This window comes from Brevibacterium sp. K11IcPPYGO002, from assembly GCF_050920635.1.
Classification (GTDB): domain Bacteria; phylum Actinomycetota; class Actinomycetes; order Actinomycetales; family Brevibacteriaceae; genus Brevibacterium.
This window is the reverse complement of sequence record NZ_CP131929.1, coordinates 1,940,601-1,964,768: the sequence shown is the minus strand read 5'-3', so window position 1 is coordinate 1,964,768 and position 24,168 is coordinate 1,940,601. Positions and strand designations below refer to the sequence as shown.

The window sequence follows — 24,168 nt, the reverse complement described above, 5'->3', positions numbered from 1 at the left end:
ACAGCACTCAATCAGCACACCGGACGGTGACCATGTCTGCCGGGCGGGCAGATGCGTCAGAGAGATCACAACATCGCGGGAGCGCGAAGTTCGGCTCGGAGTACTAGGCTGACAGATGTATTGGGTGGCCCCTGGGCTCGGACAACCTGCGGAGCACACACCATCCGATGGACATGATCTCTACACCAAAGAAGATCGTGGAGCTGAAGAGAGGACCACATCGTGGACAATCGGAATCAGGGCGGACCCATCCTCAACGGGCTGCCCAGCCAGGTGCCCGACATCGACCCGGAGGAGACCGCCGAATGGCTGGCCTCCCTCGACGGCCTCATCGACGAGGGCGGTCGGACGCGAGCTCGCTATGTCATGCTGCGCATGCTCGAGCGCTCGCGCCAGAAGCAGATCGGCGTGCCCAGCCTCACCGCCACCGACTACGTCAATACCATCGGCCCGGAGAACGAACCCTGGTTCCCCGGTGATGAAGAGGTCGAGCGCCGCTACCGTCGCTGGAACCGCTGGAATGCCGCCATGCTCGTCCACCGCGCCCAGCGCCCCGGCGTCGAGGTCGGCGGACACATCTCCACCTACGCCTCGTCGGCGACCCTCTACGAGGTCGGCCTCAACCACTTCTTCCGGGGCAAGGACCATCCCGGCGGCGGCGACCACATCTTCTACCAGGGGCACGCCTCCCCCGGCATGTACGCCCGCGCCTACCTCGAAGGCCGGATGAGCGCCGAGCAGCTAGACGGGTTCCGTCAGCAGCAGTCGCACTTCATCGACGGCAAGCCGCAGGGGCTGCCGTCCTACCCGCACCCGCACCAGCTGCCGGACTTCTGGGAGCACCCGACGGTGTCGATGGGGCTGGGACCGATGAACGCGATCGCGCAGGCACAGTTCGACAAGTACCTGCACAACCGGGGGATCAAGGACACGTCGCAGCAGCAGACCTGGGCCTTCCTCGGCGACGGCGAGCTCGACGAGCCCGAGAGCCGCGGCATGCTGCACGTCGCCGCCTTCGAAGAGCTCGACAACCTCAACTTCGTCATCAACTGCAACCTGCAGCGCCTCGACGGACCCGTCCGCGGCAACGGCAAGATCATGCAGGAGCTCGAGTCGTACTTCCGCGGTGCCGGCTGGAACGTCATCAAGGTCGTCTGGGGACGCGAATGGGACGCACTGCTGGCCAAGGACCGCGACGGTGCCCTCGTCAACCTGATGAACGCCACCCCCGACGGCGACTACCAGACCTACAAGGGTGAGTCCGGCGGGTTCGTGCGCGACAACTTCTTCGGCCGGGACCCGCGGACGAAGGCGATGGTCGAGGACTACAGCGATGAGCAGATCTGGAACCTCAAGCGCGGCGGCCACGACTACCGCAAGGTCTTCGCCGCCTACAAAGCCGCGATGGAGCACACCGGCCAGCCCACCGTCATCCTCGTCAAGACGGTCAAGGGCTACTCGCTCGGACCTCACTTCGAGGCCCGCAACGCCACACACCAGATGAAGAAGCTCACGGTCGACGATCTCAAGCTCGCCCGTGACCACTTCCAGATCCCGATCTCGGACAAAGAGCTCGAGGACAACCCGAAACTGCCCCCGTACTACCACCCGGGAGCCGATGCTCCCGAGATCAAGTACATGCAGGAGCGTCGTGCGGAGCTCGGCGGCTACTCCCCCGAACGGCGCTCGACCCATATCGATCTCAAGCTGCCCTCCGACAAGGCCTACCAGGCCGGTCGCCGCGGCTCCGGCAAGCAGGAGATCGCCACCACGATGGGCTTCGTGCGTGTGCTCAAGGATCTCATGCGGGAGAAGGAATTCGGTCACCGCATCGTGCCGATCATCCCCGATGAGGCTCGCACCTTCGGCATGGACTCGTTCTTCCCGACGGCCAAGATCTACAACCCGCACGGGCAGAACTACATCTCCGTCGACCGCGACCTGTTCCTCGCCTACAAGGAGGCCACGGACGGTCAGCTGCTCCACGTCGGCATCAACGAGGCCGGAGCGACCGCGGCACTGACCGCCGTCGGCACCTCGTACGCCACGCACGGCGAGCCGATGATCCCGTTCTACATCTTCTACTCGATGTTCGGCTTCCAGCGCACCGGTGATTTCTTCTGGGCCGCCGGTGACCAGATGGCCCGCGGCTTCGTCCTCGGTGCCACCGCGGGACGCACCACCCTCGTGGCAGAGGGCCTGCAGCACGGCGACGGGCACTCCCATGTGCTCGCCTCGACGTACCCGTCCGTGGTCTCCTACGACCCGGCCTACAGCTACGAGATCGCCCATATCGTCAAGGACGGCATCCACCGGATGTACGATCCCGCCGACGAGCGCGACCCCGACGTGCTCTACTACATCACGATGTACAACGAGCCGATGGTCCAGCCGGCTGAACCGGAGGACCTCGACGTCGACGGCGTGCTCAAGGGCCTCTACCTGCTGAAGAAGGGACCCGACAACGGCGGACCGAAGGTTCAGCTCATGGCCTCCGGCGTCGGTGTGCCGTGGGTGCTCGAAGCGCAGGAGCTGCTCGATCAGGACTGGGGCGTCTCGGCCGATGTGTGGTCGGTCACCTCGTGGACGGAGCTGCGCCGCGACGGACTCGACGCCGAGAACGAGCGTCTGAAGAACCCGCAGTCTGAACCGCGCATCCCGTACGTGACCGAGAAGATGGCCGAGACCGAAGGCCCGGTCATCGCCACCTCGGACTATATGCGCGCGGTTCCCGATCAGATCCGTCAGTACGTGCCCAGCCACTTCACCTCGCTGGGCACCGACGGATACGGAATCTCGGACACCCGTCCCGCGGCACGTCGCTACTACCTCGTCGACGGTCCGTCCGTGGTCACGCAGGCGCTCATCTCGCTGGCCGACACCGGAAAGATCTCGATCGACAAGGCCGCCGAGGCGGCTGAGAAGTACCAGCTCCACGATGTCCGTGCCGGCAGCTCGGGTTCGACCGAGGGGGCTGGCGCCTGATCTCGTCGGTCACCTGAGTGCTGATATGGCCGGAGTCTCCAAGACTCCGGCCATATTTGTCGCCTTTTCCGAATGTTTGTATGTCGCTGACAACCCGATTGTTCTCTTTCGTCTAAACTCGTGCTCATGATGTCTGATGCCGAGACCCTGCGCCGTCGCGCCGAAACCGCCCGCAGGCTGCGTGCCGGAGTGGGTGTCCTGTCATCGGTGACTCTGCAGCGACTGGAGGCGCAGCTGCCCTGGTACCGCTCGATGTCGTCGTCCGACCGTTCCTGGGTGGGCCTGCTGGCCCAGTCCGGCATCTCCTCGTTCGTCGACTGGTACCGCAAACCCGACACGAACCTGCGCGTGGTCTCCGACATCTTCAAGACAGCACCACGCGATCTCATCCGTGCCATCAGCCTGCAGCAGACCCTGCAGCTGCTCAAGATCGTCGTCGAGGTCGTCGAGGAGCGCGTCCCGGACATCGCTCGCCCGGTCGAACAGCCGGCCCTGCGCGAAGCCGTGCTCGTCTATTCCCGTGAGATCGCGTTCGCCGCCGCCGACGTGTATGCCCGCGCCGCCGAGGCTCGCGGCAGCTGGGATGCCCGCCTCGAAGCGATGGTCGTCGACGCCCTCGTCCGCGGAGACTCCGTCGATGAGCTCGCCAGCCGCACGGCGGCCTTCGGCTGGCAGTCCGAGGGCCCCGTCTGCGTCATCGTCGGCCGCGCCCCGCAGCGGTCGGCGAAGAAGGGATTGGACGGCATCCGCCGCAAGGCCAGTCGGTGGGCCGATGATGCCCTCGTCGGCATCCACGACAACCGGCTGCTCATCGTCCTGGGCGGAGTCACAGAACTCGACGATGCCGTCGAGGACCTCTCTGACTGCTTCGGACCCTCCGAGGTCATCGTCGGGCCCGCAGTGCCGGGCCTCGCCGAGGCTGCCACCTCGGCGAAGGCGGCGATCCGGGCGCTCAAAGCCGCGACCGCCCGCCCGGATTCCCCACGCCCTGTCAAAGCCGATGACCTTCTGCCCGAACGTGCACTGTCCGGAGACCGGATGGCCTTGAACGAACTCATCGAACGCTATTACGAACCGCTGACCTCGGGCACCGGACAGCTGCTGAAGACCGTGAGCGCCTATGTCGAATTCGGGTCATCACTCGAGGCCACGGCCAAGGCACTGTCAGTGCACCCGAACACCGTGCGCTACCGGCTGCGCAAGATCACCGACGCCATCGGACTCGACCCGACTACTTCACGTGATGCCTTCGTCATCCACATCGCCTTGGTGTATGGGCGACTGTCCGAGGACGGCGTATTGTCGACCAGCAACAAATCGCAGTGATCTCTGCCCCGAGTCCATTAGATTGATCAACGGAACCCAACGAAAAGAGAACTGAGTGCTTGCAATCACCTGTCCGGGCCAGGGAGCCCAGAAGACCGGTTTCCTGAGTTCGTTCCTCGAACTCGACGCTTTCTCGGCACGGATCGACGAACTCTCGACCGCCTCGGGGATCGACCTGCGTCTGCACGGAACCGAATCCGATGACGAGACGATCAAGGACACCGCGGTGGCACAGCCTCTGCTCGTCGCTTCCGCCATCGCCTGCGCTGCCGAGCTCGGTGTCAGCCCTGCCATCGTCGCCGGACACTCCGTGGGAGAGATCGCCGCCGCGCAGATCGCCGGCATCTTCGCTCCTGCCGATGCCATGCGCTTCGTCAAGGTCCGTGCCGATGGAATGGCCGCCGCTGCCGCCGCCACTCCGACCGGGATGTCCGCTGTGGTCGGCGGCCAGCCCGACGACGTTCTCGCCGCGATCGAGGCCGCCGGGGCGAGCCCCGCCAATGTCAACGGCGGAGGTCAGACCGTGGCCGCCGGATCTCTCGAAGCGCTCGAGGCACTGGCAGAGAATCCGCCCGAGCGCGCTCGGGTCATTCCCCTGGCCGTGGCCGGTGCCTTCCATACCGAGTTCATGGCTGCCGCCACCGCAGAACTCGCTGCCGCCGCCTCGGCGATGGAGGTCTCCGATCCCGCTGCATCGATCCTCAGCAACTCCGACGGAACTGCCGTCGAAACCGGGCGCGAGTACGTCGACCGTCTGGTCAGGCAGGTCACGCACCCCGTGCGCTGGGATCAGTGCCAGGAGACGCTGCTGAACTCCGGAGTCACCGGAATGATCGAACTCGTCCCCGGTGGCACCCTGACCGGAATCGCTCGACGCGCCATGAAGGGCGTCGAGACCTTCGCTATCAAATCGGCCGCCGACCTCGACGGCGCGCGTGAGTTCGCGGCAGCCCACGCCTGAGAATCGAAAGAAGACGCCATGCCTACACTCAAGACTGCCGAACTCGGCACTTTCTCCCGCATTGCCGGAATCGGTGCCTACCGCGCGGAGAACCTCGTCAGCAATGACGATATCGCCGGCCCCATCAACTCGTCCGACGAATGGATCCGTCAGCGCACCGGCATCGTCACCCGCCGTCGTGCCAGCAAGGATGTCGGCGTCCTCGACATGTCCGAGGAGGCCGCGCTCGAGGCCATCGCCTCCGCCGGACTCAAGCCCGAGGAGATCGGGGCGATCATCATCTCCACGGTCACCTTCGAGTACTTCACGCCCTCAGCGGCCGCGGCACTGACCGCGCGCTTGGGCACCGGGCCGATCCCGGCGTGGGACATCAGTGCTGCCTGTGCCGGCTACTGCTACGGCATCTCCCAGGCCGACGCTCTGGTGCGGGCAGGCACACTCGACAATGTCCTCGTCATCGGTGCGGAGAAGCTCTCCGAGGTCATCGACCCCGAAGACCGCTCAATCTCGTTCATCCTCGGCGACGGAGCCGGTGCAGTCGTCGTGTCCTCCTCCGACGAACCCGGCATCTCGAAGACGGTGTGGGGTTCGAAGGGCGAGAACTGGTCGACCATCCGGATGACGGATTCGCTCTACGATATCCGCGACGACCGCGAACTGCCCTTCCCGACCCTGCGCCAGGACGGGCCGACCGTCTTCCGCTGGGCCGTGTGGGACGGCGCCGAGGTGGCCAAGGAGGCTCTCGCCGCTTCCGGAATCGAAGCCGAGGATCTTGCGGCATTCATCCCGCACCAGGCGAATATGCGCATCATCGATGAACTCGCCAAGCAGCTGAAGCTTCCCGAGTCCGTTGTGATCGCACGTGATATCGCCGACAACGGGAACACCTCAGCGGCGTCGATCCCGCTGGCCACCGAGCGGCTCCTGCGCGAGCAGCCCGAGCTCAGCGGCGGTCTCGCCCTGCAGATGGGCTTCGGCGCCGGACTCGTCTATGGTGCTCAGGTCGTTCGCCTGCCCTGAGACACACCCATTCACGGAAAACTCTCCGTGAATGTCCTAAGATATTCGGCGGGACACTCGTCGAAAAGTTCCTCACACGGTCGACAAACCCTCGACCGAAATCAGAAAGTAGGAAAGAAATGGCATTCACCGAAGCTGAAGTCCTCGCTGGGCTCGCAGAGATCGTCAACGAAGAGACCGGCCTGGCTGTCGAAGCAGTCGAAGCCGACAAGTCGTTCACCGATGACCTCGACATCGACTCCATCTCGATGATGACCATCGTCGTCAACGCTGAGAAGAAGTTCGGCGTGAAGATCCCCGATGACGACGTCAAGGATCTCGTCACCGTTCAGGACGCTGTCGACTACATCAACAAGGCTCAGGAAGCCTGACACACAGCAGCCGAACACGGCCCGTCCACAGACGGGCCGTGTCCACACTATCGACGAGGTTTGTACCATGACATCTAAAGTTGTCGTCACCGGAATCGGTGCGGTAACCCCCTTGGGCGCGACTGTCGATGCCACTTGGGAAGCCATTCTGGCCGGTCGGTCCGGCGTCCACACAATGGACAACGATTGGTCGGAGAAGTACGGCCTCGCCGTGGACTTCGCCGCGCAGGTCGACCCACAGGTCGTGCCCGACAATCTCAAGAGGGTCCAGGCCAAACGCCTCGATCCGTCGAGCCAGTTCGCCCTCATCTCTGCTCGTGAAGCCATGGCCGACGCCGGCCTCGAGGAGACCGACCCGGAACGCACCGCCGTCTCCTGGGCCACCGGGATCGGCGGAGTGTGGACTCTGCTCGACGCCTGGGACACTCTTCAGGAGGAGGGCCCGCGTCGGGTCATGCCCCTGACCGTGCCCATGCTCATGCCCAACGGACCTGCGGCCGCCATCGGGATGGAATTCACGGCTCGCGCCGGAGTGCAGACCCTGGTGTCCGCCTGCGCCTCATCGACCGAGAGCCTCGGCCACGCCTATGACGTTCTCGCTTCGGGCAAGGCCGACATCATCATCGCCGGTGGTTCGGAGGCAGCGATCCACCCGATCACTCTTGCCGCGTTCAATTCGATGCAGGCGCTGTCACGTCGGACCGATTCTCCCGAGACCGCTTCGCGTCCCTACGACGTCGACCGCGACGGATTCGTCATGGGCGAAGGTGCGGGCACGCTCATCCTCGAGACCGAGGAGCATGCGAAGGCTCGTGGTGCGAAGATCTACGCCGAGGTGGCCAGCTGGGGAATCTCCAACGATGCTTATCACATCACCGGCGGAGAGCCCGAAGGCAAGCACGCCCTGGCCGCTATGCAGCAGGCGCTCGACGCCGGTGGGCTGACCGCCTCCGAGATCAAGCACGTCAACGCACACGCTACGTCGACTCCGGTCGGAGACATCCCCGAATCGCTGGCCATCAGCGAGCTCCTCGGCGACAACGTCTCCGACGCCCTGGTCTCGGCCACGAAGTCGATGACCGGCCACCTGCTCGGCGGTACCGGTGCCGTCGAGGCGATCCTCACTGTCAAGGCACTGCAGACTCGCACCGCTCCCCCGACCATCAACATCGATGAGGTCGACCCGAAGGTCAAGGGGATCAACATCGTCCGTGACACTCCTGCGGATCTGCCTTCCGGCGATATCGCGGCGATCACGAACTCGTTCGGCTTCGGCGGTCACAACGCCGTCGTCGCATTCCGCTCCGTCTGAGGTTCTGCGCGGGCTCAGACAGCTCTACGGCCCACTCTGAGTCGGAAAGCACGGTTTTGAAACTGTGCTTTCCGACTCAGAGTGGGTCGTTTCCATTAGGGCGCAGGACGAGGTCTGTGCTTGGGAAGGTGGTTTGTGCGGAGCAATCTGCTTAGGGCAACCAGGAAGGTGGTCTGTGCAGAGCCTCCTTCATAAGGCGCGCAGGCACGAGAGCATGCGAAATGGGCACACCCGAGGCAGGGAGGTGTGCCCATTGAGCAGAATCGAGCGACAGAATCAGGCGAACAGAATCACCGCGTCTGCCGACGGTCCCGGCGCGGCGAAGAGAGGCTCAGCCGACCTTGGTCAGCCAGCGCACCGGTGCGCCTTCACCTGCGTGACGGAATGCGTCGAGTTCTTCGTCCCACGCTTCCCCGAGAGCCATCGCCATCTCCGAGGAGAACTTCGCGGGATCGCCTGCCGCGCGTTCCATCACGGAGCGGATGCGGTCTTCGGGGACGAGGATATTGCCGGCGGTATCGGTCACGGCGTGGTAGATCCCCAGATCGGGTGTGTGACTCCACCGCCCACCGTCGACTCCGGCCGAGGGCTCCTCGGTGACTTCGTAGCGGAGCGAGTCCCAGCCGCGCAGTGCGGACGCGATACGGGCTCCAGAGCCTGCGGGCGCGCGCCAGCAGACTTCTGCGCGCACGAGACCTGGCGCTGCCGGCTGGGGTGTCCAGTCGAAGCGTGCCTGTGCGCCGATGGCCCCGCCCGCTGCCCATTCGATGTGAGGGCACAGCGCACGAGGTGCTGAGTGGACGAATAGTACGCCCTGTGTCATATCCATTTCTGCCTCCTACCTCGGATACGTCTTCCCCTACGATCCGAAAGGAGGTGCTGACCACATGATAGTCGATGTCCGACCCACAGCCAAGCATCAAATGTGCTGGTGGCGTCGGGTGTCTGCAGGTGGCTGACAATCGGCGTTACGGTGGGAACATGACCGACGTTCACAGGCCCGAGGATGCATCGCCCCGGACCATCCGCATGTTCCCCGACTATGCAGATACGGTGCTGTGGATCAGCATGCCGATCGACTACGAGGACACGGGGCTGTCCGGCGTGCTCGTCGCGGAGCTGAAGTCGTGGGAACGGTCCTACTATGACTCGCTCGATTCCGATTTCGAATGGGTGACGGCGACAGCTGAACGCACTTACACCGAGGAAGGCGTCCGGCTCGCCCGACTGGTCGCTGCCGAAGTCGGCCCCCAGTTCGTCGTGGAGTTCTCTTCATATGAGGTCGGCGCAGAGACTGTGCATATGCGGGCGGAGCATTCCGCCGAGAACCCGAAGGCGGAAGCAGCCTTCACACGGCTGTTCGACGAGGATGAGGCCGAACAGCGCGAGGCCGAGGAGCGCATCAGAAGCGATCCGGGCGGAGAGTGGTCTGCCTATGGTCCGTGGTGCCCCCGGTCGGACTTGAACCGACGGCCAAGGAATTATGAGTTCCCTGCTCTAACCAGCTGAGCTACGGGGGCCAGCCGAGACAACATTAGCACCATAGGAGTCCGCTTCCCCATTCGGATGACACACGCAATCGGTCGAGCGCAGTCCCGAGGATCCGACGGCTTCAGGCCCGCAGCCTCGCCGTTGCGGTGAGAGGTGCGACGCGAGTGAGAACGCTGCGTGCTGCGTCGACGCATGTGTACCGGTCGGTCGTGATGTAGACATCGAAGACGGTCTGTCCGTCGCTGCCCGGATCGTTGCGTTTCGACGCCGCAACCATGCCCGACCAGTCCGGTCCGACGACCACGACACCGTGTTCGTTGCGGATGGGGTCTGAGGCATCGACGAGGCCGGTGCGCACTCCGGGAATCGGCGGTCCGTCGAACCCGCCGGAGAACATCGCGGTCAGCCCCACGGTGTCACGGATCTTCTCGTACCGCAGCCGTGTCGCCTCGGAGAACTCGGCGTCCTCCCCGAACACGCCGAGAGTGATGGTCGCGGTTCCCGACGCCAGAGCGCGTTCTTCCAGGGCGGCGATCTGGGCGACGAGGAGCTCGCGGTTCATCACCAGCGGCTCACGCCGGAGCCCCTGAGAGATCGAATACGGTGTGCCCAATGCCGGAAGGTTGCGTGAGTAGTGGGAGACGAGAGCGTCCTCGTTCGGTTCGGAGAACGGCTGCGGCTGTTTCGTGGCCTCACCGAAATAGCGCCCTGACATGAATCGCGCGCCCAGGGCGCGCACCCGGTCGAGATCGTCTTCGGTCTCGACACCGTCGGCGAGGATGACCGCGCCGGTGCGTTCGAGATGGGCGTGGAGGAGGCGGTTGAGTTCAGCCAGGTGGGAGTCGCAGTCGATGCGCAGGACGTCCGGGTGGAGTCCGACGACGGAGGGATTGACCAGCGGGACGAAGGAGGTGCTGCGCAGGTCGGCACCGACCGATGACATGCCCACTCCCCATCCCATGGCGCGTGCCGAGCGCACCGAACGCAGCACCGAGGCCGGGGACGAGGCAACGCGGTTGGCGTCGAGCTGGAGGATCACCGACCGGTCGGGTTCCCCGGCGCGGTCCTCGAGGGTGGCGAAGGATTCGGCTTCGGCGTGGAGGAACAGGCGGTTGGACTTCGGCAGTCCTGCGCCTTCGGCAGTGCGCAGCGCCGAATCCCGCAGAGAGGCGTCGATATCACCGGTGATCGTCGAGGCCCGCATGGCGTGGCGCAGGTTCTCCGATTCGGCACGTCCTAGTTCAGGATCGCCCGTGGGAGCCTGCAGAATCTGATGGCCGACCCTTTGGAAGGTCAATACGTCGACGACGGGGGCGAAATAGGTTTCGATCCCGCCCGAACGCACGAGCTCTTCGAGCGCAAGCTCGTCTTCGGGTACGGCCTCGACCACTGTGTTTCCTTCCATGAGCTGATGTGCGTTCACAGTCTTCCACATTCGGACACAGCGGATTGTCTAAAATCCGTAACATTATTGCGCTGACAGCTGATGCTGACCTTGCCGACCGGGCGTGCCGCGAACGGTTCCTCACGCTCGGCGGGGGCCGCCTCGGCGAACTTCGATGAGGCCGACGACTCCGGCGAGGATGACGATGACGGCGATCGCGACGAACGCTCCCATCATTGCCCAATGCCAATTGCTCACCGCAGTGATCGAGAACGCCAGAGCGGTCATGATCGCCAACCCCATCGAGGTGCCGATGCGCTGCCCTGTCTGGAGCACGCCCCCGGAGGATCCGGCATAACGCAGGGGAACCTCCTGCAGGGTCAGGGTCTGATTGGGGCTGATGACCATGCCCTGAGCGGTGCCGATGAAAGCCAGGGTGAGCAGCATCCACCATTCGCTGCCGATGCCTCGGGACAGCAGTGCGACAACGCCGATGGTGGCCAGGAGACCGACGAGGCACAGCGCGATCCCCCAGACGACGAGGCGGCGCCCGATCTGGAAGACGAACCGTCCGGACACATCCGCCGAGACCGCCGAACACAGCGCGGCCGGCAGACCGATCATTCCCGCGGCCAGGGCCGTATGCCCCAGACCCTGCTGCATGTAGATGGCGACGAGAACCCAGACGCTGGTCACGCCCAGGAAGTAGAGGGCGATGATGATCGCCCCGTTGCTGAAGCTGCGGATGCGGAAGAGATCGAGGTCGACCATCGGAGGGCGACCCTGATGCGCATAGCGACGTTCCCACCATGCCCACAGCCAGATCACGCCGATTCCGAGCGGCAGGGACAGCCAGATGAACCAGCCCAGCGATGATTCGACGAAGGGCAGGAGGATGAGCAGGACGCCGACGCCGAGGAGGATGACTCCCACGGGGTCGAGATCCCTGCCGCCTTCGACGTTCTTCGCGTCCTCATCGACGGCAGGTCGCCATGCGCCGACAGGCAGCCAGACCCGGGCGAGGACGAGAGAGGCGATCGCGAAGGGCACATTGACCAGGAAGGTCGCCCTCCAGCCGAGGCCGCTGCCGAACAGTGCGATGAGGGCGCCGCCGAGCACCGGGCCGATCGCCACCGACAGGCCCACGGTGGTGCCCATCAGCCCGAAGGCACGACCGCGCGGCGGACCCTGGAAATACTGCTGCAGCAGGCCCACGACCTGCGGGTTGAGGAATCCCGAGCCCAGCCCCATGGTCACGCGGGAGATATTGAGCGTCAGCGGGTCCGGGGCGATTCCTGCGACCAGCGAGGAGAGCCCGAAGAGACCGACGCCGATGACGAACAGCTGGCCGCGTCCGAAGACGTCCCCGGCCCGTCCGGCGGCGACGAGGACGACGCCGAAAGACAGCGCATACCCGGTGAGCACCCATTGCAGGGCCGAGGTGGAGGCGTCGATGCCGGCGGCGATGGAGGGCAGAACCACATTGATGCTCGAGACCGACAGCAGGGACATGAAGAGGGGGACGAGGCCGATGATGAGGATGCGCTTCTGCGTCTGCGTCATCGTCGTGCTCTCGCTCACTCAGTCTCCCCTGATGGTGACATGTCGCTTATGGTGATTCGTCTCCGATTGGTCTCATCATACGTTCGCAGCTGGTCCTACGACGGTGCCCTTCAGTGCGCACCGGCAGGCACCCATCCGAGAGCCGGTGCGACATGCTCTGCGAAGGACTCGAGGAGGTGCAGGTTGTAGTCGACGCCGAGTTGGCTGGGGATCGTGAGCATGAGGGTGTCGGCGGCCTGGATGGCCGCATCGGCCTGGAGCTCCTCGATCAGCTTGTCCGGTTCACCTGCGTAGGTACGGCCGAACGTCGAGCGTGTGTCGTCGATGATGCCGATCTGATCGCCCTGGCCGGCCCCACGCCGACCGAAATAGAGGTCGTCGAGATCGGTGGTGATCGGGAAGATGCTGCGGCTGACGGACACTCTCGGAGTCCATTCGTGCCCCGCGGCGCTCCATGCCTGACGGTACCTGGCGATCTGCTCGGCCTGCAGGTCTCCGAATGCGGCGCCGGTCGCCTCGGTGAGCAGAGTCGAACTCATCAGGTTGACACCCTGCTGTGCCGCCCATTCGGCGGTGGAGGCAGATCCGGCTCCCCACCAGATGCGGCGTTCGAAGGCAGGGGAATGCGGTTCGATGCGCAGACGCTTCCCCGGACCGAACTGCTTCGGATCGGCCGGGGCAAGTTCCTCGCCGCGGATGGCGCGGAGGAACCGATCGAACTTCTCCCTGGCCATGTTGGCTGCCTTCGGCTCGGTGGGATCCTCGTAGCCGAAGGCTTCCCATCCGCGCAGGGCCGGCTCCGGAGATCCGCGACTGATGCCCAACGCCACTCGCTGGTCGGAGAGCAGATCGAGGGCGGCGGCCTCTTCGTCTCGATGCTTGCCGAGGTCCGCTGCTTCCGTATGTTTCACACTCAAATTGTCGGCATCAGCGGCCTCAAAATGCATACGTGGTGTTCTTGAACAGTGCGTATGAATTTTGAACCCGCGGGTGCTGGCGTACCGGAGTCGGCTCCGGAGACCCTCCGGCAACGACGAAGGCCCCGTCCGTGATGGACGAGGCCTTTGCTGCTCCCCCGGCTGGGCTCGAACCAGCGACCCTTCGATTAACAGTCGAATGCTCTGCCAACTGAGCTACGGAGGAATGCCGCAGTTTCCTGCGGGCGTGTTCCAGCTTAGCAAACCTCCGGGCAGACGAACAAAACCATGGCGAGTGCTTTAGCTCACAGCGTTGAGGGCGCTTCGGCCACAGCGCGGAGGGTTTCCCCACCCGTTGCCGCAGGGTTGCCTTACAGTCAGGACAAACACAGTCCGGGGCCATCTTCGCGGCCGTCCTGCGCGATAGACTCAAAGCGATCCCCATCCCAGAACCGCACCGTCGAAACCGGAAGTCTCAACGTGACCATAGCGGCAATCGCCCTCGCCGTCCTCGCGGCCGTGGCACTGGCCTATGGCGCCTTGTATCAGCATGAAGCCGTTGCCGGGCAGGATGACTCCCACAACGGACTGAGCTGGGCACATTTCACCGACCTGCTGCGCAATCGCCGTTGGCTGCTCGGGCTGACCATCCTCGGCGTGGGAACGGCGGGCAATTTCATCGCCCTGGCTCTGGCCCCGGTGATGGTCGTCCAGCCGATCGGGGCATTCTCACTCATCGTCTCCGTACTGCTCGGCATCCGACACCGCGGTCTCAAGGTCAACAGACGACTCGTCCAGTCCGTGATCTGGTGCACCGCCGGGGTGACGGCCTTCGTCGCGCTCTCGGCCACGACCGCACAGTCGGAGGTCCACCTCGGCGCCGATGCGATGCCCCTGTTCTGGATCACCGCCATCGCCGTCGCGATCGGCCTGGTGATCGTCCTGCTCTTCCGCCATGCCCCGCAGCTGGTTCTCATCATCGCGGCCGGCCTGCTCTTCGCCTGTGTGGCGACGAATGCCCACCTGGTCAGCGTCCAGTTTCTCCGGGCCGGCCTCGACCAGGTCACCTGGATCAATGTCGCAGCATTGGTGGCGGCCGTTGCCCTCGGTTCCCTGTTCGTCCAGAACTCCTATGCGGCAGGACCCCCGGAGATGGTCATCGCCGGGCTGACAGTCATCGACCCGATCGGTGCCGTCATCCTGGGCACCATCGTCCTCGGCGAGGCGGCCCACTCCCCCGTCTGGCTGATCCTGATCATCACGCTCACCGGATTGGTCGCCTGCGCAGCCGTCGTTGTATTGTCGCGGTATCATCCCGATGTCAGAGACCGAGAAGCTCAGCGCAGGAACGCCCGCCGTTCCGACACCATGACCGACACCGAGGAGAGTTGAATCCTGTCTGCGCACCGTCCCACTCCGAAACGCCGAATCCTGATTCCGGCAGAGACGTACGCACCCGAAGTCAACGGTGCCGCGAAGTTCGCCGAACGTCTGGCCGAGGGCCTCGCCGCCCGCGGCAACGATGTCCATGTCGCCTGCCCTTCGGCGACGGGCAAACCCTCGGTCAGCGTCGAGAACGGGGTCACCGTTCACCGACTCACCGCTCACCGCTGGCCGCTGCACCCGACGTGGATGATCTGCATGCCGTGGGAGACGAAGCCCGAGCTCTCGCGACTCCTCCACAGCGTCCGCCCCGACGTCGTGCATACACAGGCTCACTTCGTCATCGGCCGCTTTGCCTTCTCCGAATCGATCAAGCGGGCTATCCCCGTCGTGGCCACGAACCATTTCATGCCCGACAACGTCCGGCCCTACCTCAGAGCTCCGAAGCCCGTTCTCGACGGCGGCACCGCCATCGCCTGGTGGGATCTGCGCCGGAAGTTCCAGTCCGCCGACTTCATCACGGTGCCCACACAGTTGGCGGCCGATCTGCTCACCGAGAACGGCTTCTCCTCTCCCATCCGAGCAGTCTCGTGCGGGATCGACCTGGAACGCTTCGCTCATCTGCGCGAACTCGACTGCGCCCAGTCACGGGCCGTCCCCCCGCGCGTCCTCTTCGTCGGACGCCTCTCCTCGGAGAAGCATGCCGCAGACATCGTCGAGGCCGTGGCGAAGACCGATCCGGAGCTGGGGCTCGAAGCCGATATCGTCGGCGGCGGTGACCAGGAGGAACCGCTGAAGCACCTGGCGGAGGAACTCGGCATCGCCGACCGAGTGCATGTGCTCGGAAAGATCAGCGACAAAGCGCTCATGGACGCCTACCAGCGCTGCACCTTCTTCTGCATGCCCTCGACCGCTGAGCTGCAGTCCATCGCCACCTTGGAGGCGCTGGCCTCGCGCAAGCCCGTGGTCCTTGCCGATGCGGTGGCCCTGCCGCACCTCGTCCGCGACGGGGTCAACGGGTATCTGTTCCCACCGCGTGACACCGATGCCCTGGCCGATCGTTTCACCCGCATCTGCCGGATGCCCGAAGCCGAACTCGATGACATGTCGAAAGCGTCGCTCGACGTCGTGGCCAAACACGATATCGAATACACGCTCGACACCTTCGAATCCATCTACGACGGAGTCATCCGAGACGCCGCCGACTCGTCGGCGGCCTGACGCACGCGCGAGCTGACGAACAGGCGGCCTGACGAGCACGCGGGCTGACGTACGCGGCCTCAGGAACCCACAGGTGGGACGAAGACCGTCGGTGCGGTCGGCATCCCGGTGAAGTCGGCACTCCTGATCATGTCGTCGACGGACCTCCACCGGGATCCGATACCGTCGAACCCCAGTGACTGCTGCATCCAGGCGAAGACGTCCTCGACGCTCCACCCGAGGCTGCGCAGCTGCTGATAGGTCACCGCGCCGTCGCGTTTGGCCAGCCGCTGGCCGCTGTCGTTGACCACCAGGGGCACATGGACCCAGCCCGGTGCGGGCAGACCCAACAGCTGTGCGAGATATGCCTGCCGCGGTGCAGAGGAGGCCAGATCGTCCCCGCGCAGGATCTCGTCGATTCCGCTCGCTGCGTCATCGACGACGACGGTGAGGTTGTAGGCGTAGACGCCGTCGCCTCGCCGCAGCACGAGATCGTCGACAAGGGCCTCCACTCGGCCCAGCAGCACATCGGCGATGCTGTGCTCTCGGTTGTCCGTGCGCAGACGCAGCGCCGGCTGCCGGTTGTTCGCCTCGAGTCTCCGCCGGGCCGATTCCCGCTCTCCCTCGCCGAGACTGCGACAGGTCCCGGGATAGGCCCCGGGTGGTGCGTGGGGTGCGCTCGGGGCCTGAGCGATGTCCCTGCGTGAGCAATAGCATTCGTAGACGAGACCGTCGGCTGCCAGCCTCGCAATCGCGTCCGAGTATTCCGCGGTGCGTTCGGACTGGACAAGGGGAGGCTCGTCGGGAACGACTCCGAGGTCGGCGAAGACCTCGAGCTGCGATTCGGCCGCGCCGGTCTGCACCCGATCGAGGTCTTCGACCCGCCACAGGAACCGGCGGCCCGTCTGCCGGGCACGCACATAGCTGAGCAGTCCGGTGCGGATATTGCCGATGTGGAGGTCACCGCTCGGGCTCGGAGCGAAACGCCCGGCTCCGCCGACTGAGTGGGTGCCGGTCACTGATGGGCTACGAGGTCGCCGTATTGCGGAAACCGTTCGAGGTAGTCCTGCACATAGGAACAGGTGGGCACGATCGATGTCCCATCCGCGCGGAGGAGGTCGAGCACCCGGGTGACGAGGGTGCGGGCGAAACCGCGGCGGGAGAAGCCTTCGGAGATGATCGTGTGCTGCAGCTCCAGGGTGTGCTCATCGATGACCTGGTAGGCGAGGAACCCGATGAACTCCTCCGGGGTCTCTTCGGAGAAGAGTTCGAAACGTTCGCGATCGATGTTCTTCACGACTCGGACCGGTGTGGGGCTGAGTTGGGGCTGTGGCATTGGTGCACTCCTTCATAGCCGACTCCTCTGTGAACGATACATGGTCGCGGCAGGGTCTGTTCGCGACTCCAGCCCCTGCCGGGACCGCGCCCGTTGCCCTCAGGCTCCGGCCGAGTGAGTGAGCTCTTCGCCTTCTCGGCGCAGCTCGACTTTGCGGATCTTGCCCGACACCGTCATCGGGAACGACTCACGAACCTCGACATAGCGTGGGATCTTGAAGTGGGCGAGCTTGCCCGAGCAGAACTCACGGACCTCGTCGGCGGTGAGCGAGTCGAAGCCGTCTTTGAGGATCACCCACGCCATGAGCTCTTCGCCGTACTTCTCGTCGGAGATGCCGACGACCTGGACGTCGCGGATCGCTGGATGGTGGTAGAGGAACTCCTCGACCTCGCGCGGATAGATGTTCTCGCCTCCGCGGATGACCATGTCCTTGATCCGTCCGGAGATGTCGACGTAGCCGTCATCGTCCATGATGGCCAGGTCGCCGGTGTGGATCCACCGGGCAGCGTCGATCGTCTCGGCCGTCTTATCCGGCTGATTCCAGTAGCCGAGCATCACCGCGTAGCCGCGAGTGCAGAATTCGCCCTTCTGGCCGCGCGGGACGGTCTGCCCGGTGACGGGGTCGACGATCTTGATCTCCAGGTGCGGCATGACCCGACCGACGGTCTCGGTGCGCTTCTGCAGGGAGTCGTCGACGCGCGTCATCATCGACACCGGCGAGGTCTCGGTCATGCCGTAGCAGATGGCGACCTCGGACATGTTCATATCGTCGATGACTCGGCGCATCGTATTGACCGGGCAGGGCGATCCTGCCATGACTCCGGTGCGCAGAGTGGAGAAGTCGAATTCTGCGAACTGCGGGTGCTCGAGTTCGGCGATGAACATCGTCGGCACACCGTAGAGCGAAGTGGCTTTCTCCTCGGTGACCGCCGCCATCGTCGCCACCGGGTCGAAGGCCGGTGACGGCAGCACGACCGCCGAGCCGTGGCTGAGCGCGGCGAGGTTGCCGATGACCATGCCGAAGCAGTGGTAGTACGGCACAGGAACGACCACGGTGTCAGCGGGGGTGTAGGAGAGCATCTCGCCGATGAAGAAGCCGTTGTTGAGGATGTTGTGGTGGCTGAGGGTCACACCCTTGGGGAATCCGGTCGTGCCGGAGGTGTATTGGATGTTGATCGGATCATCGGCCGAGAGATCGTCGATGACCTGCTGCAGCCGCACCGCGTACTTCGCTCCTTCGTCGTCGAGCATCTCGCGTCCCTGCTCGATGAGGTGAGCGAAGGATTCGCGCTCGCCCACGGTGACGCCGCCGATGAGGTCCTCCGAGACCGTGTCGAGGAATACGAGGTCGAGGCTGGGGACCTTGGCGGCCACCTCGGTGGCGATGGCGTGGAAGTCCGAGTGCGGGGGTGCGACGATCTGCGAGATCATCAGGCTCATTCCGGACTGCTCGACGACGAACTCGAGTTCGTGGCTGCGGTAGGCAGGGTTGACATTGACGAGGATCGCTCCGATCTTCGCCGTGGCATACTGCACGAGCGCCCATTCGCCGACGTTCTGCGCCCAGATGCCGACGCGGTCGCCCTTCTTCACTCCACGCTCGATCAGCCCGATGGCCAATGCGTCGGTGTCACGATCGAAGTCGGTGTACGTCCATCTCCGATTCGAATGCCGGTCGACCAATGCCAGCGCTTCGGGATTCTTCGCTGCCGTGCGTTTGATGTGCTCGGCGATGGTGATCCCGAGCAGCGGTTCCGTCGATGTTCCCGACGAGTAGGACAATTCGGACACTGCGCTGTGCTCCCTTGCATGCCAATTTTCACTGTGACTGATTGCACACTATTCCGTCACGGTCCCGCATGCAAAAGCTGGCGAGGAATTCGGCGCCCTCACCTGCGGCTTCGGGGTCGACTTGCCCGACGGGAGCCGAGTGGACGACGGCTCCGCCCTCCACCAGGATCAGCGACTCGGCCAGAGCGGTGACGTCATCGACGTCATGGGTGACGAGCAGTGCGCTGCGCCCGTTCAGCAGCCGGGACAGCACCCGACGGGTCTCGACAGCGACATCCACATCGAGTGCGGCCAGCGGTTCGTCGAGCAGCAGCAGCTTCGGTTCGACGACGAGCGCACGGGCAAGCGCGATGCGGGCGGCCTGTCCCCCGGAGACGGCGTCGGGTCTGCGGTGCGCGCACTGCCCCACGCCAAGGCGGTCGAGCATCGCCTGCGCCTGTTCACAAGCGACGCGGCGAGTCGCACCGTGAGCCCGCAGACCGAATCCGACGTTGTCGATGACGGTCAGGTGGGGGAACAGGAGGGGGTTCTGTGCGAGATGGACGATTCCGCGGTCGTGGACCGGCGGCCACAGTCCCGCAGCGATGTCGAAGACCGTGTCCTCCCCGAGGCGCAGCCGTCCCGAATCAGGCACCAGGGCGCCGGTGAGCACCTGGAACAGGGTGGATTTTCCGGCCCCGTTGCGGCCGATGATCGCGGTGGTCCCCGGCAGCGCGGAAGTCAGGTCCAGATCGATCCCGCGGGCAGTCAGCTGAACTTCGGCGCTGATGTTCTGTGCGGGTCTCGCAGGTTCCACGGACCGCGGCTCCGGTTCGGTCGCTCCCCCGCGTTTCGGGACGTCGCCCTCGACGGATGGGACCGCCTCGGTGGGGATGGTGTGCGGGGATCTCAGCCGGGGAGCGTGCGGGGACCGGTAGGCGGCGATGATGATGACCACGGCGATGACGATGAGCAGGAGCGAGAGTCCGATCGCCGCCTGCGGATCGGATTCGCGCACCAGGTAGATCTGCAGGGGCATCGTCCGGGTGACGCCGGACAGAGATCCGGCGAAGGTCAGCGTGGCCCCGAACTCGCCGAGTGAGCGGGCGAAGCACAGCACGGCGCCTGTGACGATTCCGTGTCGGAGCAGCGGCAGAGTGACCGTGAAGAACACACGGTTGGGTTTCGCACCGAGCTCGGCCGCGGTGAGTTCATAGCGGCGGCCGAGGCCCGCGGTGGCGGTTTCGACGGACATGACCATGAACGGCAGAGAGACGAAGACCTGCGCCATGATCACCGCCGAGGTGGTGTAGGCGAGACTGAGGCCCGCCGCTTCGAGTCCCCCGCCGAGGATGGCCGACCGACCCCAGGTGTAGAGCAGTGCGAGACCGCCGACCACCGGCGGCAGCACGAGAGGCAGCAGGATGAGGGTACGCACAATGCGCTGGCCGGGGAACGGCCGGGTGGCGAGCAGGTACCCGAGGGGTAAGCCGATGATGACGCTGATGAGAGCCGAGGTCACCGAGGTCTGCAGGGACAGCCTCATCGCCAGGCGGGATTCCTCGGCGGTGATGACGGCGAGCAGGCTCTGCGGGTCGACCCGAGTGAGCATGCCGATGATCGGCAGAAGCAGGAGGACGATGCCGATGACGGCGGGCACCCACAGCCAGCCGGGGATGAGCGAATCCGATCTGGGCCGCCGCGGTGGGCGGGACGGGGACGCCTCCTGACGGATCGGAGCAGGCCAGGTCATATCAGCCCGCGGCGAATCCGGCGTCGCGCAGCAGCTTCTGGGCCGTATCGGAAGCGAGGAACTTCACGAAGGCATCGGCCTGGTCCTGGTTCTCACTGGCCTTGACGGTGGCGGCCGGGTATATGTTGATGACCTTGTCGGCGCCGTCGAGATCGACCTGTTCGACCTCACCGTCTCCACGGGCGATATCGGTGACGTAGACGATCCCGGCGTCGGCCTGCCCGGCGCTGACCTTGCCGAGGACATCGGTGACCGAGTTCTCTTCGCTGACCGGATCGAGTGCGACGTCATTGAGATCGGCCCACTTCTGAGTTGCAGCACCGCAGGGCACTTGAGGCGCGCAGACGACGAGGGAGTTGCCGGAGAAGTCCTGAGAGCTCTTGATCGCCTTCGGATTGCCGTCGGCCACGGCCAGGGTGAGCGTGTTCGAAGCGAACATCTCAGGCTCGCCGGCGAGCAGATCGTCGGAGGCGAGTGTGTCCATCGTCTTCTCATCGGCGGTGGCGATGACGTCGGCGGGGGCGCCTTCGGAGATCTGCGAAACGAGGTCGGAGGAACCGGCGAAGGAGAACTTCACATCGGGTGCGTTCGGATCGGCGGCGGCGAACTCATCGGCGATGTCTTCGAAGACTTCGGTGAGTGAGGCCGCGGCGAAGACGGTGATCTCTTCCGACTGGTCCGCTTCGGCTCCCGAGTCAGATCCCGATGAACAGGCGGTCAGGGTCAGGGCTGCGACGGTGCAGAGTCCCAGTAGGGTTTTCTTCATACTCCCATTGAACCCGCAAATGCGACTCCGTGTCGACTTCAGTTCCGATTATGAGACTCTACGGTCGCGTGCTGCCCGGCACGGCCGGCCCTCACGAACTCGGAACGGTGTCGATCGACACCATCGTCGCCTTCACCGAGGCGGTCGCGAGGCTGCCCGGTTCGAGCCCGAGTTCGCGGCAGGCTTCGGCCGACATCAGCGACACCACGCGGAAGGGACCGCACTGCATGCTGACCTGGGCCATCACTCCGTCGATGCTGACATCCGTGACGAGACCGGCGAAGCGGTTGCGTGAGGAGCTGACGACTCCGCTGGGGTCCGGCAGAGCCTCGGAGGACGATTGGGCGAGAGCGGCGAGCTCACTGCCGTCGACGACCGCCCGATTCGAGGCGTCCTTGTGCTGGGAGAGTCGACCGTCGGCGACCCACCGGCGCACGGTGTCATCGCTGACGCCGAGGAATCGTGCCGCATCGCTGATCCGCAGTCCGGTCATTCGAGAGCTCCTACCCATTCGTCGCTGCCATCGCTGAAGTGCTGATGCTTCCAGATCGCCACCCGTGTCTTGACCTCGTCGATGAGTTCGCAGCAGGCGAGGAAGGAATCCCTCCGGTGGGCTGAGGCGACGACCGCGGCCAGTGCCACGTCGCCGATCTCGAGGTCGCCGACGCGGTGGACGACGGAGAGCCTGACCGAAGGGTGCCGGGCGGCGATGTCCGCAGCCACCTCGGCGATCTGGGTGGAGGCCAGGGGGTGGGATTCGTAGTGCAGACGAGCGACTCCCCGACCCTCGTCGTGGTCACGGATGACTCCGGAGAAGCTGACAACGGCACCGCAGGTGTCCGTGAGGACCTCGGGTTCGAGTTCCTGGGTCGAAATCGGGGACTCGATGACTCCCGTGGTCACGACTGTGCCGGTGCTCATGACTCTCGCGTCCAATCGCCGCTCTTTCCGCCGGTCTTCTCGACGACCTTGATGTCGCCGATGACTGCCTGGTTGTCGACGGCTTTGATCATGTCGAAGATCGTCAGCGCGGCCGTGGTCACAGCCGTCAGCGCTTCCATCTCGACGCCGGTCTTCGATACGGTCTTCACCGCGGCGGTGATGGCCACCGCGTCCTCACGGAGTTCGAACTCCACATCGATTCCCGTCAGCGGCAGCGGATGGCACAGCGGGATGAGGTCGCTGGTGCGCTTGGCGCCCATGACGGCGGCGATGCGGGCCACGGGCAGAGCATCGCCCTTGGGCAGTCCCGCCTCGGCGATGAGGTCGATGACCTCGGCACGAGTGGTGATGAGGCCGGAGGCAACGGCTCGGCGCTTCGTGACGTCCTTGTCGCCGACATCGACCATCTGGGCGGTTCCGGATGCGTCGACGTGGCTGAGTTTCATGCGATCTTCCACGTCAACAGCCTATCTCCCACAGCTGAGAACGGATCGTCTGCTCCCGCGTCCTCGGGCGAGACGAAGACGAGATGAGTGGCTTCGGCATAGCTGTGGAGCAGGTGGGACCGGGAGTCGCCGACGAATTCGAGGCCGGCGTCGGTGAGTCTGGCGCGGCGAACCTGCAGCTTTCCGGCCGGAGGGTCTTCGTCGAATCCGTGGGCCAGTCGGTGGCGGCCGGCCTCGCGGGGCGGTTCGTGGTCGACCAGACCGAGCAGGGCGGGGCGGATGAAGAGTTCGAAGCTGATGAGTGTGCTCACCGGGTTGCCCGGCAGCGCCACCCACGCATGGTCGGCCAGGCGTCCGCAGCCCTGCGGTCCTCCGGGCTGCATGGCGATCGGTTCGAAGGTCATCGCGGAGTCCGCATCGAGGTCGGCCGCGAGTTTGACGACTTCGTGCGCTCCCTTCGAGATGCCCCCGGTGGAGATGACGAGCTCCGCATCGCTGTGGCGGACTCGGTCGAGCAGCTGCTGTGGGTCGTCGGGGACGAACGCCACCTCGGTATCGACGCCGAGGCGACGCAGCCCGGCCTTCAGCGTCACGGAGTTCGCGTCGTTGATCCCGGCGGCCGCCTCGGCGGCGATCTCATCGCCCGTGCTCACGACGAGGACGCGCGGGAGACCGAGCACCGGAAGTTCATGCACGCCGCAGGCAGCGGCCACGCCGAGGTGGGCGGGCGTCAGCATGGTGCCCGCACTTAGCACGGTCTGACCGGTGCGGACGTCGGATCCGCGGCGCCGGACGAAGGTTCCCGGGCGTGGTTCGACCGAAGGAGCCAGCGTGGTGGCCTCGGCTCCGAAGCGTCCCGGGGAGGTGTCCTCGATCTTGACGACCATATCGGTGCCCGCAGGCAGCGGCGCCCCGGTCATGATCTCCACTGCGGTGTCCGGCTGCACCGGCTGTCCGTGCGCACCGGCTGCGACACGCCCGTGCACGGGAATCGGGTGCTCGCGCATCTCTTCGACGGTGGCAGAGGCCAGGGCGTAGCCGTCCATGCTCGAGTTGTCGAAGCCGGGCACATCGATCGGCGATTCCACATCGGCGGTCAGCCGCCTCGGCGTCTCCAGCAGGGAACTCAGCGGCAGGCTCACGGGACCGGTCAGGGGCGCAATCATCTCGGATATCCGCTCACGGTGCATCTTCGCAGTAGTCATGGGACGATGATATCGACACGCTTTTCAAGGAGGATGA

21 protein-coding genes and 2 tRNA genes are annotated in these 24,168 nt (G+C 65.0%); 8 read left to right on the top strand and 15 right to left on the bottom strand.

The genetic code is table 11. The annotated features are described in order from the left end of the window. Window positions 1-222 precede the first annotated feature (222 nt). The 6 genes from aceE to QYM46_RS08910 all read left to right on the top strand — a co-directional run bounded on the left by aceE (window position 223) and on the right by QYM46_RS08910 (window position 7,975). Window positions 223-2,985: a pyruvate dehydrogenase (acetyl-transferring), homodimeric type gene (gene aceE, locus QYM46_RS08935; RefSeq protein ID WP_432791621.1), complete on the top strand. Its 2,763-nt coding sequence runs from the start codon at window positions 223-225 to the stop codon at window positions 2,983-2,985. Between the two features lie 126 nt (window positions 2,986-3,111). Further along, a complete protein-coding gene (locus tag QYM46_RS08930) occupies window positions 3,112-4,311 on the top strand; it encodes a PucR family transcriptional regulator (RefSeq protein ID WP_169252193.1) in 1,200 nt (399 codons plus the stop codon). 55 nt (window positions 4,312-4,366) lie between these two features. Next, the gene (locus QYM46_RS08925) at window positions 4,367-5,272 is read left to right on the top strand and encodes an ACP S-malonyltransferase (RefSeq protein WP_432791620.1); all 906 of its coding nucleotides are present in this window, start codon (window positions 4,367-4,369) and stop codon (window positions 5,270-5,272) included. 18 nt (window positions 5,273-5,290) lie between these two features. Continuing rightward, window positions 5,291-6,292 carry a beta-ketoacyl-ACP synthase III gene (locus QYM46_RS08920; protein WP_169252191.1) on the top strand — a complete coding sequence of 334 codons (1,002 nt, stop codon included), beginning with the start codon at window positions 5,291-5,293 and terminating at the stop codon, window positions 6,290-6,292. A gap of 119 nt (window positions 6,293-6,411) precedes the next feature. After that, window positions 6,412-6,663 (top strand): acyl carrier protein, encoded by a 252-nt coding sequence (locus QYM46_RS08915; protein ID WP_025776743.1) that lies wholly within the window; start codon window positions 6,412-6,414, stop codon window positions 6,661-6,663. Window positions 6,664-6,730: 67 nt separating this feature from the next. Further along, window positions 6,731-7,975 carry a beta-ketoacyl-[acyl-carrier-protein] synthase family protein gene (locus QYM46_RS08910; protein WP_432791619.1) on the top strand — a complete coding sequence of 415 codons (1,245 nt, stop codon included), beginning with the start codon at window positions 6,731-6,733 and terminating at the stop codon, window positions 7,973-7,975. A gap of 331 nt (window positions 7,976-8,306) precedes the next feature. On the opposite strand, the gene QYM46_RS08905 is transcribed toward QYM46_RS08910, so the two are convergent. The 6 genes from QYM46_RS08905 to QYM46_RS08880 all read right to left on the bottom strand — a co-directional run bounded on the left by QYM46_RS08905 (window position 8,307) and on the right by QYM46_RS08880 (window position 13,556). Continuing rightward, window positions 8,307-8,798 (bottom strand): DUF3145 domain-containing protein, encoded by a 492-nt coding sequence (locus QYM46_RS08905; RefSeq protein ID WP_432791728.1) that lies wholly within the window; start codon window positions 8,796-8,798, stop codon window positions 8,307-8,309. A gap of 620 nt (window positions 8,799-9,418) precedes the next feature. After that, window positions 9,419-9,495 (bottom strand) — tRNA-Ile (locus tag QYM46_RS08900). A gap of 92 nt (window positions 9,496-9,587) precedes the next feature. Continuing rightward, window positions 9,588-10,889: an EAL domain-containing protein gene (locus QYM46_RS08895; protein ID WP_432791618.1), complete on the bottom strand. Its 1,302-nt coding sequence runs from the start codon at window positions 10,887-10,889 to the stop codon at window positions 9,588-9,590. A 102-nt stretch (window positions 10,890-10,991) separates the two neighbouring features. Further along, window positions 10,992-12,413, bottom strand: a complete 1,422-nt coding sequence (locus QYM46_RS08890; RefSeq protein ID WP_432791727.1) for an MFS transporter — start codon at window positions 12,411-12,413, stop codon at window positions 10,992-10,994. Window positions 12,414-12,523: 110 nt separating this feature from the next. Next, complete coding sequence (locus tag QYM46_RS08885; RefSeq protein WP_432791617.1) at window positions 12,524-13,324, bottom strand: LLM class flavin-dependent oxidoreductase; 801 nt, start codon at window positions 13,322-13,324, stop codon at window positions 12,524-12,526. Window positions 13,325-13,483: 159 nt separating this feature from the next. Beyond that, window positions 13,484-13,556, bottom strand: a tRNA-Asn gene (locus tag QYM46_RS08880). A gap of 254 nt (window positions 13,557-13,810) precedes the next feature. Between QYM46_RS08880 and QYM46_RS08875 the strand changes: the two genes are divergently transcribed. Then, window positions 13,811-14,722, top strand: coding sequence for a DMT family transporter (locus QYM46_RS08875; RefSeq protein ID WP_432791616.1), 912 nt, complete (start codon window positions 13,811-13,813; stop codon window positions 14,720-14,722). Further along, window positions 14,723-15,934 carry a glycosyltransferase gene (locus QYM46_RS08870; protein WP_432791726.1) on the top strand — a complete coding sequence of 404 codons (1,212 nt, stop codon included), beginning with the start codon at window positions 14,723-14,725 and terminating at the stop codon, window positions 15,932-15,934. Window positions 15,935-15,993: 59 nt separating this feature from the next. On the opposite strand, the gene gluQRS is transcribed toward QYM46_RS08870, so the two are convergent. The 9 genes from gluQRS to QYM46_RS08825 form a co-directional block, all read right to left on the bottom strand. Beyond that, window positions 15,994-16,932, bottom strand: coding sequence for a tRNA glutamyl-Q(34) synthetase GluQRS (gene gluQRS, locus QYM46_RS08865; RefSeq protein ID WP_432791615.1), 939 nt, complete (start codon window positions 16,930-16,932; stop codon window positions 15,994-15,996). Then, window positions 16,929-17,249 (bottom strand): GNAT family N-acetyltransferase, encoded by a 321-nt coding sequence (locus tag QYM46_RS08860; RefSeq protein ID WP_432791614.1) that lies wholly within the window; start codon window positions 17,247-17,249, stop codon window positions 16,929-16,931. The genes gluQRS and QYM46_RS08860 overlap by 4 nt, the downstream gene beginning before the upstream one ends. 99 nt (window positions 17,250-17,348) lie before the next feature. Next, on the bottom strand, window positions 17,349-19,040 hold the full coding sequence (locus QYM46_RS08855; protein ID WP_432791613.1) for an AMP-binding protein: 1,692 nt from the start codon (window positions 19,038-19,040) through the stop codon (window positions 17,349-17,351). A gap of 28 nt (window positions 19,041-19,068) precedes the next feature. Beyond that, window positions 19,069-20,772, bottom strand: a complete 1,704-nt coding sequence (locus QYM46_RS08850; RefSeq protein WP_432791612.1) for an ABC transporter permease — start codon at window positions 20,770-20,772, stop codon at window positions 19,069-19,071. Between the two features lies 1 nt (window position 20,773). Beyond that, entirely contained in the window at window positions 20,774-21,538 is a 765-nt protein-coding gene (modA, locus tag QYM46_RS08845) for a molybdate ABC transporter substrate-binding protein (RefSeq protein WP_432791611.1), read from the bottom strand. A 91-nt stretch (window positions 21,539-21,629) separates the two neighbouring features. Continuing rightward, complete coding sequence (locus QYM46_RS08840) at window positions 21,630-22,031, bottom strand: TOBE domain-containing protein (protein ID WP_432791610.1); 402 nt, start codon at window positions 22,029-22,031, stop codon at window positions 21,630-21,632. After that, window positions 22,028-22,459, bottom strand: coding sequence for a molybdenum cofactor biosynthesis protein MoaE (locus QYM46_RS08835; RefSeq protein WP_432791609.1), 432 nt, complete (start codon window positions 22,457-22,459; stop codon window positions 22,028-22,030). The genes QYM46_RS08840 and QYM46_RS08835 overlap by 4 nt, the downstream gene beginning before the upstream one ends. Next, complete coding sequence (gene moaC / locus QYM46_RS08830) at window positions 22,456-22,926, bottom strand: cyclic pyranopterin monophosphate synthase MoaC (RefSeq protein WP_432791725.1); 471 nt, start codon at window positions 22,924-22,926, stop codon at window positions 22,456-22,458. Before moaC ends, QYM46_RS08835 begins: the two co-directional genes overlap by 4 nt. Continuing rightward, a complete protein-coding gene (locus QYM46_RS08825; RefSeq protein ID WP_432791608.1) occupies window positions 22,923-24,131 on the bottom strand; it encodes a molybdopterin molybdotransferase MoeA in 1,209 nt (402 codons plus the stop codon). Before QYM46_RS08825 ends, moaC begins: the two co-directional genes overlap by 4 nt. Window positions 24,132-24,168: the final 37 nt, after the last annotated feature.

Bases quoted from the DNA above. Each gene is read 5' to 3' on its own strand.
- QYM46_RS08930 (WP_169252193.1), top strand. From the start codon at position 3,112: ATGATGTCTGATGCCGAGACCCTGCGCCGTCGCGCCGAAACCGCCCGC.
- QYM46_RS08920 (WP_169252191.1), top strand. From the start codon at position 5,291: ATGCCTACACTCAAGACTGCCGAACTCGGCACTTTCTCCCGCATTGCC.
- QYM46_RS08915 (WP_025776743.1), top strand. From the start codon at position 6,412: ATGGCATTCACCGAAGCTGAAGTCCTCGCTGGGCTCGCAGAGATCGTC.
- QYM46_RS08910 (WP_432791619.1), top strand. From the start codon at position 6,731: ATGACATCTAAAGTTGTCGTCACCGGAATCGGTGCGGTAACCCCCTTG.
- QYM46_RS08905 (WP_432791728.1), bottom strand. From the start codon at position 8,798: ATGACACAGGGCGTACTATTCGTCCACTCAGCACCTCGTGCGCTGTGC.
- QYM46_RS08890 (WP_432791727.1), bottom strand. From the start codon at position 12,413: ATGACGCAGACGCAGAAGCGCATCCTCATCATCGGCCTCGTCCCCCTC.
- QYM46_RS08860 (WP_432791614.1), bottom strand. From the start codon at position 17,249: ATGCCACAGCCCCAACTCAGCCCCACACCGGTCCGAGTCGTGAAGAAC.
- QYM46_RS08850 (WP_432791612.1), bottom strand. From the start codon at position 20,772: ATGACCTGGCCTGCTCCGATCCGTCAGGAGGCGTCCCCGTCCCGCCCA.
- modA (WP_432791611.1), bottom strand. From the start codon at position 21,538: ATGAAGAAAACCCTACTGGGACTCTGCACCGTCGCAGCCCTGACCCTG.
- QYM46_RS08840 (WP_432791610.1), bottom strand. From the start codon at position 22,031: ATGACCGGACTGCGGATCAGCGATGCGGCACGATTCCTCGGCGTCAGC.
- QYM46_RS08835 (WP_432791609.1), bottom strand. From the start codon at position 22,459: ATGAGCACCGGCACAGTCGTGACCACGGGAGTCATCGAGTCCCCGATT.
- moaC (WP_432791725.1), bottom strand. From the start codon at position 22,926: ATGAAACTCAGCCACGTCGACGCATCCGGAACCGCCCAGATGGTCGAT.
- QYM46_RS08825 (WP_432791608.1), bottom strand. From the start codon at position 24,131: ATGACTACTGCGAAGATGCACCGTGAGCGGATATCCGAGATGATTGCG.